This window comes from Mucilaginibacter sp. BGA-UO-ETr-C110, from assembly GCF_059567985.1.
In genome coordinates, this window is sequence record NZ_JCAQPB010000002.1 from 6,488,166 (window position 1) to 6,501,266 (window position 13,101).

Below are 13,101 nucleotides of genomic sequence, written 5' to 3' on the forward strand. Positions count from 1 at the left end.
TTACGCCTTTTGTTTGTTCAACATAAACTCTTTGTCATCAGGAAAATCCTTAAAGATCAGCTCATAAGCAATTTTTACCCATATAATAATGCAGGGCCAGGCCTTCATAGAAAGGTTGCTCATCCACTCCCTGGCAGGTCTCGGGAAAGCATCGCTGGGTCCTAAACCGGTAATAACCAACAGCAGCACCAACATAACAATATTGAAAGTGGTAAAAGGCTTATCCTGCATCATTATATAGATCACCGCGCCTGCGGTAGCTATAATAAATGTTGGATGCTCTGATCCTGTGCTAAATAGCACCACCATTAACAGGGCAGAACATAACACCTGTAACTGAAATTTTAGTGAGCTAAATTGTTTAAATCTGAGTAGCGGGATAGCAAAAATAATAGCTCCGGCTATCAGGAAAGGGGTATTAGGTATGGCTGCATTTTGAGTTACACGCCGTGCTACACCCATAATACACCAATCTATACTGCCATTTAAACTTACGTTCATGGAGTTTTTAAGACTTAACTCATGAAACCAGTCCTGGTATGATTGAATAATATAATGAGGGCTGGAAATGATCATAGGCAGGGCAAACAAAACACCAGACCATACTACTGTACTTATAATAAACTTTAATTTATTACGGGAGAAAAGAAAAAACGCCAGGCCAACCACCGGGTAAAACTTAATTAAAGTACCTGCAACAATAAATAAGGTAGCCCATTCATCCTTGCCTTTTTTTACCAGCATAAAACTTATAATGATAAAGGCGGCTATAATAGCATTGATCTGCATGTAATGTGATGTATTGGAAAATTCAATAACACACAATAAAAGGATGGCTGTTTTTATGCGGTTGTTAAACGGAAGCAGATGTACTGCCAGCAGAAAGGCAAGTGCGTTAACTATCTGCCAAAGGAAAAACCCGACCGCTTCTGATGGTATAGCGAATGGAGCCACCAATATGGTAAATGTGGGGCCATACAAAAACACGTCATAATATTCCGCTGGATACAATAAGTACAAGTTTAAGCCTTCCTTTGCGTGGTAATAAGCATGGCGGAATATGAGATAGTTATTATCAATATGCCTGAAGTATTTATACTGCCAGCAATAAGTGGCAACGGCCAAATATAATACCCAAACCCATTGATACCCGGTTAAATAAAGGAACCTTTTTGTCATTGCAGATAATTGTGATAATAATAGTATTTGGTAAAAGTATTGATAAAAAGATAACAGTTCAATTTGTTTTATTGCGCGTAGGCGATAGTGGCAATACTAAGGGTAAGTCCGGGTATTTTTAACAGTTCAATCCCGCATGCCTCAAGCGTTGATCCTGTGGTTACAATATCATCAACCAATAATACGTGTTTGTTGATCAATCTTTCGGGATGTTTGATCATAAATACTTCCTGCATATTCTCAAAACGGGCAAAGCGCGACTTATGGGTTTGTGTAGCCGTTGCTACCGTACGCTGCAGATTATTATCCTCTACAACAGCATGTAGCTTTTCCGCAAGGCCCTCAGCAAAACGGGCGCTTTGGTTATATCCTCGTTCCCTTAAACGCTTTTTGTGCAAAGGTACGGGGATGATCAGATCAGTGGTATTAAAAATAGGGTTTTGAGATAGCTGGGTTCCGGCAATATTGCCTAATAAGTTACCAATCCGTTGCATGCCTTTATATTTAAAATGATGCATCAGGTTTTGCACTTTGCCTCCTTTGGTAAAATAATATAGGGCATAGGCTGCTTCAACTTTTATTTTACCATAAAACTGTTGGGCAACAATGTTCTCGGCTTGTAAATGAAAGTCGGTATAGGGTAGATTGTAACGGCAATCCGAACAAATAATATACTCGTTAGCTACAAGACTGGCCTGGCAAGCCGGGCATAATTCAGGAAAAAGGAGGGAAACAAAATCGGCCAGGTAGCCACGCAGCAATTTCATGCCATGAATTTAAGGCAGATTTTTTAAACTTCGGTAACCTTTGCTTTTTCTTTGATGGCCAATTGCCCGCAAGCCGCGTCAATATCCTTACCCCGGCTGCGGCGTAAGTGAACGTTGATGCCCTGCTTTTGCAGATAAGCAGCAAATGCTTCTACCTTATCTTCGCCGGCGTTAATGTAGCTGGCAAAAGCAATGGGGTTATACTCAATGATATTTACCTTACAAGGCAGGTGTTTGCAAAACTTAGCCAATTCCATAGCATCCTGTATCCCATCGTTAACACCATCAAAAATAATGTATTCGTAAGTTACCGGGTTTTTGGTTTTGGCGTAGTAGTATTTTAAAGCTTCGGCCAGGGCCTTTAACGAGTTTTGCTCATTAATAGGCATTATGGTGTTACGCTTTTCGTCATTTGCGGCGTGTAACGATAGGGCAAGGTTGAATTTTACCTGGTCGTCGCCCAATTTTTTGATCATTTTGGCAATACCGGCTGTGGAAACAGTGATCCTTTTTGGCGACATGTTCAATCCATCCTCAGCAGTGATGCGTTCAACAGATTTCATCATATTGGCATAATTGAGCAAAGGCTCGCCCATACCCATATATACGATGTTTGATAGTGGTACCCCATAATTTTCACGTGCCTGCTTGTCTATCAGCACAACCTGGTCGTAAATTTCATCAGGATTAAGGTTTCTTTTACGCTCCATATATCCGGTAGCGCAGAACTTACAGGTAAGGCTACAACCCACCTGCGACGATACGCAGGCTGTCATCCTGCCAGGGGTTGGAATTAAAACCCCCTCAATTAAATGAGTATCGTGTAAAATAAAAGAATTTTTTATAGTTTTATCAGCACTAACCTGTGACGAATTTATTTTAACATTGTTAATAACAAAATTCTCATCAAGTTTAGTGCGCAGTTCTTTTGAAATATTGCTCATTTCGTTGAAAGAGAAGCACGATTTTTTCCAAAGCCACTCATAAATTTGTTTAGCCCTGAAACTTTTTTCCCCCATACGGATAAAATGCTCCTGCAAGGCTTCCAAACCGAGGCTGCGGATGTCTATTTTATCTTTTGCTTTATTATTCACAATGCAAAAGTACTTAAATTTAAAAAAATCTGTCTTATTTTAAAGTCATTCTTTTAATTGATAAAAAAACATAACTAAAAGTTAATTGTAAGTAATTTTGTAGGGGTGTTTTAAAGAAAAACGTTTTGAGATAGATAATAAGTGATATAATTAATGAAAAGTTTTAGAGCCGATTACGTTTTTCCAATTTTTGCCGATCCTATTAAGAATGGAATTGTTACTGTTGATGACCAGGGCAAGATCATTTCAGTTACAGACCATAACAATCCTCCTGATGGCCCTGTTGAACAACTAAGCGGTATTATTTGTCCGGGATTTGTAAATACTCACTGCCATGTTGAGCTTTCACATCTTAAAGATAAGATAACCCCTAAGGGCGGGTTGGTGAACTTTATAAAAGACATACAGGCAACACGCAAAGCCGATGATAAGCAAATAGCAGATGCCATTCAAGAAGCAGATGAAGAAATGTATGCTAATGGTATTGTAGCGGTAGGCGATATCTCCAATAGCAATATCAGCATTCCTGTTAAAGCTTCCAGCAAATTGTATTACCATACTTTTATTGAAACTTTTGGCTTTTTGCCACAAAACGCCCAGGCTATTTTTGATAAAGCCATAGAGCTCATGCAGGAGTTTAAGCCGCAACCCTGTTCTATTACGCCGCATGCACCGTATTCGGTATCAAAGGAGCTTTTTAAACTGATCCGGAAGCATAGTGATGCGGAACATAACCTCATAAGCATCCATAATCAGGAGTGCGAAGACGAAAATAAATTCTATCGTTATAAATTAGGGGGCTTCCTTGAGCTTTATGAGCATTTTGGTATCGATATCAGCCATTTTAAGCCCCAGGCGCGTAACTCCTTGCAGTCCATTATTCCTTTGCTAACTAACAAGCAGCAGGTTTTGCTGGTACATAACACTTGTACCAATTTAAAAGATATCTACTTTATAAAACGTTTCGACCGTAAAATAAATTGGTGTTTTTGCCCTAATGCCAATTTGTACATTGAAAATCGCCTTCCAAAAATACCTCTCTTTATCGATCAGGGCTTTAACATTACATTAGGTACCGATAGCCTGGCATCAAACGATCGCTTGTGTATATTGAGCGAAATGCGTACCATCCAAAAAAAGTTCCCGGCTATCAGCACGGCTAAATTACTGGAATGGGCTACTATAAACGGAGCATCATTTTTAGGTATTGATGACGAAAAGGGTACCCTTGAGCCAGGCAAAACCCCGGGACTAAACCTGATAACCGGTTTAGACGGGTTAAAAATAACCCCCGAAAGCAAGGTTAAGAAATTGATTTAATAAGTGGATTAGGTTAAATTTGTACCTGGTGGTATGTCAACCACAAATTAACGTATAGTCTTGGGTTGACTCAATTGACAAAAAAGTGGGTTTACATGGTTTACACTTTTTATGGTTAAAATGTATATAAATTATTGATAATCAATTATTTGTGTTTTATTTCCAAGAAAAAGTGTAAACCATGTTTTTGTATAAATATTATTGGCTAAATGTCAATTCAGAAATGACACGACACTGGATTATCATATCAAACTTAATCAACATTAAATTTACCTCAATCAACTCATAAACTAAATGATCAGGCATCTCGATATCACTGTTAAAGGAAAAGTTCAGGGCGTTTTTTACCGCAAAGCAACCAAGGCTGTGGCCGATCAGTTAGGGGTAAGGGGCTTTGTTAAAAATGAGCCGAACGGTGATGTTTTTATAGCTGCCGAAGCCAATGATACCATGCTCGAAATGTTTATGGAGTGGTGCAACGAAGGGCCCGAAGATGCCGAAGTAACTTCTGTAGAAAGCCATGAGGGCGAATTAAAAAACTATCGTAATTTTGAGGTTGTAAAAAGAGCCCTGTAGTTTGCCGGGTTTTATTTGTTAACTACCATCCCAAACATCAACATTGTCAACCGCTAAAAAATTTGCCGGGCAAACGGCTATATACGGTGTAACTACTATAGTACAGCGTTTATTAGGCGCTCTGCTTACTCCGCTTTATACAAAAGCATACAATCCTAATGTATACAGTATTTTCAGTACCATGTTTAGCTATGCTTCTGTTTTGCAGGCAGTGCTATCTTTTGGAATGGAAACTACTTTTTTCAGGTATTTGAATAAATTTCCTGATAATAAAAGACAGGTTTACAATAATAGCTTCTGGGCCGTATTTATGGTAACCGTAGTATTTTTAATATTAACCGTTCCTTTTACGCATACCATAGCAGGTTTAATTAAAATTGGTAAAGGCACCCCACAGGGGGAATTTGAACTATATATCCGTTATTTTTTAGGTATTCTGGTGCTTGATGCCTGGTGCGCTATCCCATTTGCCAAACTCCGTGCCGATAGTCGGCCAATAAAATATGGTAGTATTAAACTGATCAACATTGTAGTTACCGTATCGCTCAACCTCATTTTTATATGGATAATTCCGCAAATCATTAAACACCATATGCCCGGGGCCGAATGGTGTAAGCAATGGTTTACCATGGGTTGGGTGGGTTACATATTTGTATCAAACCTGGTGGCCAGCTTTATAACCTTATTGTTGCTATTGCCAGAGTTGTTAAAGCTGCAGTTAAGCTTTGACGGTGTTATGTTTAAAAATATGCTCACCTACAGCTGGCCGGTAATGATTGCAGGTTTATCATACATTGTTAACGAAAACTTTGATAAAATTTTACTGGGAAAGTTGCTGCCCGATAATATCAGTGAGCGTGAAGTGGGTATTTATTCGGGTTGCGCTCGCATATCCGTTTTTCTCAGTCTTTTTAACCAGGCGTTCCGAATGGGGGCCGAGCCTTTCTTTTTCAGTCACGCAAAAAATAAAAACGCTGGTCAAACCTACTCCCGTATCATGGACTATTTTGTAATAACCATGTGCCTGATGTTTGTAGGTGTTGTAGCCAATATCGAAATACTAAAACATTACGTAAATAACCACGATTACTGGGTTGGATTGCCGGTTGTTCCGCCTTTATTGCTGGGTTATGTAAGCCTGGGCATTTATACCAATCTATCTATATGGTACAAATTGTCCGACCAAACCAAATATGGTTTATACATATCGGGCATAGGTGCTATAGTAACCATAGTGCTCAACGTCATATTTATCCCTAAATACAGTTATATGGCATCGGCATGGATCTCACTGATAGCTTATGCCAGTATGATGATCATGTCGTATATATGGGGACAAAAGAACTATCCCATTCCCTACAATCTTAAAAAGAATGTCATATATATCGTATCATCAATAATACTTGTTTATTTGTCGTTCAGCACATTTAAACGTAATATATTTGTGGGTAATATATTGTTGTTCCTATACGCAGGAGCTGCTTTTATAGCAGAGCGTAAACAATTAAGGGCCATATTTAGTAAACGATGACCATCAGAATAATTAACAAGTCGAAAAACAGTTTACCGGCGTATGAAACAGCTCATGCCGCTGGTATGGATCTGCGTGCGGATATTGAAGAAACAGTACAGTTAAAACCCATGGAGCGTAAACTCATTCCTACAGGTTTGTACATCGAGCTACCCGAAGGTTTTGAGGCACAGATACGGCCACGCAGCGGATTAGCGTTTAAGCATGGTATAGGTATTGTGAATTCGCCGGGTACTATTGATGCTGATTACCGCGGCGAGATCAAAGTGCTGTTGATTAACTTTTCGACAGAGGTATTTGAGATCAATAATGGCGACCGTATTGCCCAAATGGTAGTTGCCCGCCATGAAACAGTAAGCTGGGATGAAGTAGAAGTGCTAAACGAAACTACCCGTGGCGAAGGTGGCTTTGGTCATACTGCTGTTAAATAGATTTTGAGGAGCAAGGATAAAAAATAAGTGTATGTATAATAAGGAATGGAGATATGGCAATACAGTAAATAAGGCAGGCGTACGCCACTTTGGGGCTGTGTTTTGTCTTTTGTCCTTGATCCTTGTTCTAAGTGCCGGGTCTGCGCAGGGCCAAAAGGCTGCCCCGGCTAAGCCCTTGACCCAGGCTGACAGCATGATGGTTAAGCAGCTTTTTTTCTCGGCCATACGCGAAAAAACCATCGAAAATTCCAGGCGTGCAGGCGAAATGTTTGAGCGCATATTGCAGGCCGATCCTGGAAATGATGCCTCCATGTTTGAGTTGGCCAATCTGAAAAGACAACAGAATGATTATGCAGGGGCGCGACCTTTATTGGAAAAAGCGGTTGCTATTAATCCGGATAATGAATGGTATTGGGTAGCCCTGGCCGATGATTATGAAAAAACCAATGCGATTGACAAGCTCGAAAATGTATTTAATCAACTGATAAGGATCAATCCGGATAAGTCCGACTATTATTTTGACAAAGCCAATGCTTATCTCATTTTAAAAAGATATGATGATGCCCTTAAGGTGTATGATCAGCTGGAAAAGCTTAATGGCCCCAGTGATGATATTTTGGCCAGCCGGCAAAAAATTTATTTAAAACAAGGCAAGATCGACCAGGCTGCAACCGAGCTGGAGAAAGCGATTGCTGATAATCCGGGCCAAATGCGTTATTACCTGTTATTGGCCGAAATTTACAATTCGAACGGGTTGAATGATAAAGCCCTGAAAATTTTGTTACAAGCCGAGAAACAAGACAATAACAACGGTATGGTACATTTAGCGTTAGCTGATGTTTACCGCGATAAAAAGAATAACGACGCCTGTTTTAATGAACTGATGCTGGCATTTGCCAATCCCGATGTGAGTATCGATCAAAAAGTAAATATCATTAGCGGGTACTTTCCAAAATTTCCTGAACCCAATGCCAAAGCCAGCGCGCTTGAACTAAGCCGGCTTTTAACGGTAGCGCATCCTGCCGATGCTAAAGCTTATGCCATTTATGGCGACATGCTGTTGCAAAACGCAAAATTAAAAGAAGCCAAAGCCGCATATAAAAAATCAATTCAGCTTAATGAACAGGTATATATAGTACACGAACAGCTGGTACGGGTTGAATTAAGTGAAAATGATCTGGACGCTACCATCAAAGATGGCGAAAACGCACTTTCGCTATTCCCCAACCAGGGCTGGATGAATTATATGGTAGGGGTAGCCTGGGCACAAAAAAAAGAGTATAAAAAAGCGCTTAGTTATGCCACCAATGCAACTTCATTAGAAATTCAGGATAAGGATTTACTTTCGCTGAGCTTTTCGTTATTAGGCGATTGTTATCATAGTCTTAAAGATAACAAAAGCTCTGACGAGGCTTATGATAAGGCGTTAAGCTATAATCCGGATAATGCGTTTACATTAAACAATTATGCCTATTATTTATCGTTAAGAAGTGAGCAGTTGGATAAAGCCGCACAAATGTCGGCCCGTTCCAATGAGCTTCAACCCAATACAGCGTCGTTTGAAGATACGTATGCCTGGGTCCTTTTTAAGCAAAAGAAATATGCCGATGCCAAGGTATGGATATTGAAGGCATTGGCGCATGATAAAACTAATAGTGCTGCTCAATATGAGCATTATGGCGATATTTTGTATTATCTAGGTAATATAGATGAGGCCGTAGAAAACTGGAAAAAAGCTAAAAGTAACGGCGGTCAATCGCCGGTATTAGACCGTAAAATAAATGAGAAAAAATATAGCGAGTAAGTTATTGATAGTGTGCTGCCTGTTGGTTATGGTGAGCTGTAAAGCCCGTAAGCAGGTATTGGTAGCCCGTAATGCCGATTCATCGGCAAAGCCTGTTGATAATAAGTTAAGCAGCAAACTGAATGCTATCAGGGAAAAACAGGTAAACTTTAATACCTTTTCTGGTAAAGCAAAAACCAAGCTCAATATTAATGGTAACAGTAACGATGTTACCCTCAACATCCGCATTGAGCGCGATAAAAGGATCTGGGTTTCCATTACCGCCATTTTGGGGGTTGAAGCCGCCCGTGCCCTCATTACGCCCGATAGTATATTGCTTATCAATCGTTTACAAGGAGTATATCTGCGTAAACCCTTTAGCTATGTATATAAATATGCCAGCAGCCAGGTTAACTATAAAACGCTGGAGTCATTGCTGATTGGTAATGCTGTACCTGAATTGCTGAATGAAAAAGCCGAGCTGACCAATGCCGATGGAAACACCACCCTGAGTGGCAGCCTGCAGGATCTGTTATACAAGCTGGTTTTAGGTGCCGATTTGAAAGTTACGCAAACAAATTTGTCCAATGAAAGTGCGGGACAATCGCTACAGGTGGTTAACAATAGCTTTATCCAGGCAACTAATAGGGTTATGCCATCGCAAATAGATATCGCATCAGTAGTAAAAGATAAAAAAATACAGGTTAATTTGCATTATACAAAGGCCGACTTTGACGTACCGCAGGAATATCCATTCAATATTCCCGCCAATTACGAGCCGGCCAAATAATTAATTATGTTTGTTTGATGAAATTTTTAAAAGCAGTATTTTTTATAATAGCGGTATTTATAGCGGTTGATGTGCATGCTCAAAGCAGTCAGGAGTTAAAACGCAGACGTGATAAATTATCAGAGGAACTGGAACAGCTGAATAAAGATTACCAGGAAACCTCGCAAAATAAAAGAGCTACTTTAAAACAGCTGAGTTTATTAAAAGCACAGATAAACCTGAGGGAAGAGAAAATAAATATCATTAACTCAGAAGTAAGAAATTTAGATAACCAGATCTCTGAGAGCAATAATACCGTACATAGTTTACAAAGCCAGCTTGACCAGCTAAAAAAAGAATATGCAGCCATGGTGCTTTTTGCCTATCGCAATCAAAGTGCCTACAATAAGCTGATGTTTCTTTTTGCTTCGAGGGATTTTAACCAGGCCTATAAACGATTAAAATATTTACAGCAGTTTGGTACCTACCGCGAGCGGCAGGCGGGTTATATACAGGGAACCCAAAAAGAACTGCACATAAAAATAAACGAGCTGGATAAAAACAAGCAGGAAAAAAGCAACCTGCTGGCCGATCAGCAAAAGGAAAAAGAAACACTTGGTAAGGAAAAGAATAACCAGGTAAAAGTAGTAAGCGACCTGTCGCAACACGAAGGGCAGCTGAAACAGCAGCAACGGGAGGTTCAGGCAAAAATAGCCAAAACCAACAGGGAAATTTCGGCAACTATCCGCAGGGAAATTGAGGAAGCCCGCCGCAAGGCTGAGGCAGAAGCAAGAGAGGCCGCCAGGATAGCGGCAGCTAAAGCAAAGGCTGAAAACAGGCCAGCTCCGGTAGCTCCATCTAAACCGGTGACACGGAGTGAGTCAAGCGTGTTGAACGCCACACCAGAGGCAGCTAAACTGTCAAATGACTTTTTGGGTAACCGTGGTCGTTTGCCATGGCCAGTTGCCAATGGAGTGATTACCCAGGGTTTTGGTATGTATACCACGCCGGAGGGTATAAAGAGCGAAAGTACCGGTATTGATATCAGAACCAATCCGGGCAGCTCGGTAAGGGCCGTATTTGATGGTACAGTAGTGAGGGTGGTAGACGTAAGCGGTACTTACCTGGTGATGATAGTTCACGGGGAATACTTTACGGTGTATGCCAATTTACGGTCGGTTAGTGTGGCCAGAGGGCAAAAAGTGAGTACCAAGCAGGCGTTAGGAACGGTAGCGACAGATTCGTCGACCGGGGAAACGGAAGTTCACTTTGAAGTTTATAAAGTGAAGGATCCAACCAATCCTAAAACATGGCTGGCACCTAACTAATTAGTTATGAACTTTATGAAATTTTAATTGTATATATTTGTAACCTTAATTTAAATGCTATGCTAAGTTCAGTTTTTTTATTTTTAAATATTGGTACGAGCGAGATGGTACTGATACTTTTTGCAGCATTAATGCTTTTTGGAGGTGATAAGCTACCTGAGCTGGCACGCGGTTTAGGTAAAGGCATCCGAGATTTTAAAGATGCATCTGAGGATGTAAAACGTGAGATCAACAACCAGATCAACAATTACGAGGAAAAGAAAACCGAGACGCAGGTACAAGATACCCCTGCTGTTGAGGAAAAAATAACAGAACATACAGACGTTACCGCCGAAGATAATGAGGTGCAGCACCCCATACATGGTTCGGTACCCAACACAATCCCTATCTCGGATACTTACGTAAGTACCCATGAAAGTGAGCCAGTAGCTGAAACACACATCGACCTTACCAAGAAAACAACCGCAGATCCTGTTAAAACAGAACACGAATAACACAAGTCATAATAATATTTACATAACATAAAACTTAAAAATCATGGGTGGATTAGGCGCACCAGAAATCATTCTGATCATCATTGCAATACTTTTATTGTTTGGCGGTAAAAAAATACCTGAACTAATGAGAGGTTTAGGAAAAGGCGTTAAAGAATTTAAAGACGCGCAAAACGGCGAAGGCAACACAACTACCGAAGAAAAACCTAAAGTTTAATATTAGGTATTAGGTATCAAGTAATTAGTATCAAGTATCAAGATTTTTGAAAGCTTTAATGTAGCTGTCTTGATACTTGATACTGATGGCTTGATATTTTTGTTTACTGCATACGAACTTATCTGTTGAATTATTTCGTATTTCAACAGATAAGTTTTTTATTTTAGCCCCATGGCTAAATTTTATTCCTCTTTAAGTGAAATAAGGAGTGGGCTGCAACATGCGGAAATTACCGTTGAAGGACTGGTAAACAACTATCTTGATCAAATAAAAAAGAATGCTCATTTAAATGCCTTTAACGAGGTGTTTGAACAGGAAGCATTGATCAATGCAAAAAACATTGACGACCGTATAAAAAACGGTACTGCCGGCAAACTGGCCGGAATGGTTATCGCCATAAAAGATAACATCTGTTATAAAGGGCACCAGGTAAGTGCCTCTTCAAAAATATTAAAAGATTTCACCTCCATTTATTCATCAACCATTGTTGAGCGCTTATTGGCCGAAGACGTGGTTATTATTGGCCGCTGCAATTGCGATGAGTTTGCCATGGGCGGTGCCAATGAAACTTCCTACTTCGGTCCGGTAAAAAACATGGCCGACGAAACAAAGGTTTCGGGCGGTTCATCAGGCGGTTCGGCTGTTGCTGTGCAGGCCAATATGTGTCATGCGGCTATCGGTACCGATACCGGTGGCTCGGTAAGACAGCCGGCTTCATTTTGTGGCGTTATCGGTTTAAAACCAACTTATGGCCGTATTTCAAGGCATGGTATTATTGCTTTCGCTTCATCATTTGACCAGGTTGGCCCCATCACCAGGTCGGTAGAGGATGCCGCTTTGTTGCTGGAAGTTATGGCCGGCCCAGATGATTATGATAGTACACTAGCTCAACAGGAAGTCCCTGCATTTTCTGCACATATCGAAAAAACGGGCAAAAAGAAGATCGCTTATTTACAGGAGGCCATCTCAAGCCCGGGTGTTGATGCTGAGGTAAAAGATGTGCTGATAAAATATATTGATAAACTGCGTGCAGACGGTCATACGGTAACGCCTATCGCCTTTGAGCAATTGGATTACCTTGTACCTGCTTATTATATTTTGGCCATGGCCGAAGCCTCGTCAAACCTGGCCAGGTACGATGGGGTGCATTACGGTTATCGCAGTCCCTCGGCAGATGATCTGCAATCAACTTATAAAAGGTCCCGTTCCGAAGGTTTCGGTAAAGAAGTAAAACGCCGTATCATGCTGGGCACATTTGTACTGAGTGCCGGTTATTATGATGCCTATTATGCCAAAGCCCAGAAAGTACGCCGCCTGATCAGGGAAAAAACCGACCAGATACTAAACGAATACGATTTTATACTGGTACCCACGGCCCCGGAACCTGCTTTTGCCATAGGCAAAGAAGAAAAAGACCCGGTAGTAACGTATCTTTCTGATATTTTTACCGTACAAGCATCGTTGGCCGGTGTGCCTGCTATTTCCTTGCCTGTTGGCAATAATAGCCAGGGTTTGCCGTTAGGTTTACAATTGCTTGCTAAGCATTTTAACGAGCAGGAACTATTGAATTTTTCAAAATATTTCCTTGAACTTTAAAAAAATTAATAATTTA

The 13,101-nt window shown here is 40.5% G+C and carries 13 protein-coding genes; 10 read left to right on the forward strand and 3 right to left on the reverse strand.

From position 1 onward, the window contains the following. From AC57BQ_RS27940 to rlmN, 3 genes are all read right to left on the reverse strand, one after another. Positions 1-1,179 (reverse strand): glycosyltransferase family 87 protein, encoded by a 1,179-nt coding sequence (locus AC57BQ_RS27940; protein ID WP_496409362.1) that lies wholly within the window; start codon positions 1,177-1,179, stop codon positions 1-3. Between the two features lie 68 nt (positions 1,180-1,247). After that, positions 1,248-1,946 (reverse strand): ComF family protein, encoded by a 699-nt coding sequence (locus AC57BQ_RS27945; RefSeq protein ID WP_496409363.1) that lies wholly within the window; start codon positions 1,944-1,946, stop codon positions 1,248-1,250. Positions 1,947-1,969: 23 nt separating this feature from the next. After that, positions 1,970-3,040 carry a dual-specificity RNA methyltransferase RlmN gene (rlmN, locus tag AC57BQ_RS27950; protein WP_496409364.1) on the reverse strand — a complete coding sequence of 357 codons (1,071 nt, stop codon included), beginning with the start codon at positions 3,038-3,040 and terminating at the stop codon, positions 1,970-1,972. Between the two features lie 153 nt (positions 3,041-3,193). Here rlmN and AC57BQ_RS27955 point away from each other — a divergent pair, with 153 nt between their 5' ends. The 10 genes from AC57BQ_RS27955 to gatA all read left to right on the forward strand — a co-directional run bounded on the left by AC57BQ_RS27955 (position 3,194) and on the right by gatA (position 13,085). After that, positions 3,194-4,360, forward strand: a complete 1,167-nt coding sequence (locus AC57BQ_RS27955; RefSeq protein ID WP_496409365.1) for an amidohydrolase family protein — start codon at positions 3,194-3,196, stop codon at positions 4,358-4,360. A gap of 294 nt (positions 4,361-4,654) precedes the next feature. Continuing rightward, on the forward strand, positions 4,655-4,936 hold the full coding sequence (locus AC57BQ_RS27960) for an acylphosphatase (protein WP_369829188.1): 282 nt from the start codon (positions 4,655-4,657) through the stop codon (positions 4,934-4,936). A 43-nt stretch (positions 4,937-4,979) separates the two neighbouring features. Then, on the forward strand, positions 4,980-6,467 hold the full coding sequence (locus AC57BQ_RS27965) for an oligosaccharide flippase family protein (protein ID WP_496409366.1): 1,488 nt from the start codon (positions 4,980-4,982) through the stop codon (positions 6,465-6,467). Continuing rightward, entirely contained in the window at positions 6,464-6,898 is a 435-nt protein-coding gene (gene dut, locus AC57BQ_RS27970; RefSeq protein ID WP_496409367.1) for a dUTP diphosphatase, read from the forward strand. Before AC57BQ_RS27965 ends, dut begins: the two co-directional genes overlap by 4 nt. Before the next feature lie 31 nt (positions 6,899-6,929). Next, on the forward strand, positions 6,930-8,702 hold the full coding sequence (locus AC57BQ_RS27975) for a tetratricopeptide repeat protein (protein ID WP_496409368.1): 1,773 nt from the start codon (positions 6,930-6,932) through the stop codon (positions 8,700-8,702). After that, positions 8,680-9,471, forward strand: coding sequence for a lipoprotein insertase outer membrane protein LolB1 (gene lolB1 / locus AC57BQ_RS27980; protein WP_496409369.1), 792 nt, complete (start codon positions 8,680-8,682; stop codon positions 9,469-9,471). The genes AC57BQ_RS27975 and lolB1 overlap by 23 nt, the downstream gene beginning before the upstream one ends. Before the next feature lie 17 nt (positions 9,472-9,488). Continuing rightward, positions 9,489-10,778 carry a murein hydrolase activator EnvC family protein gene (locus AC57BQ_RS27985; RefSeq protein ID WP_496409370.1) on the forward strand — a complete coding sequence of 430 codons (1,290 nt, stop codon included), beginning with the start codon at positions 9,489-9,491 and terminating at the stop codon, positions 10,776-10,778. 59 nt (positions 10,779-10,837) lie between these two features. After that, positions 10,838-11,272 (forward strand): Sec-independent protein translocase subunit TatA/TatB, encoded by a 435-nt coding sequence (locus tag AC57BQ_RS27990; RefSeq protein ID WP_496409371.1) that lies wholly within the window; start codon positions 10,838-10,840, stop codon positions 11,270-11,272. Between the two features lie 43 nt (positions 11,273-11,315). After that, the gene (tatA, locus tag AC57BQ_RS27995) at positions 11,316-11,489 is read left to right on the forward strand and encodes a twin-arginine translocase TatA/TatE family subunit (protein ID WP_090471616.1); all 174 of its coding nucleotides are present in this window, start codon (positions 11,316-11,318) and stop codon (positions 11,487-11,489) included. Positions 11,490-11,660: 171 nt separating this feature from the next. Next, the gene (gatA, locus tag AC57BQ_RS28000; RefSeq protein ID WP_496409372.1) at positions 11,661-13,085 is read left to right on the forward strand and encodes an Asp-tRNA(Asn)/Glu-tRNA(Gln) amidotransferase subunit GatA; all 1,425 of its coding nucleotides are present in this window, start codon (positions 11,661-11,663) and stop codon (positions 13,083-13,085) included. Positions 13,086-13,101 lie beyond the last annotated feature (16 nt).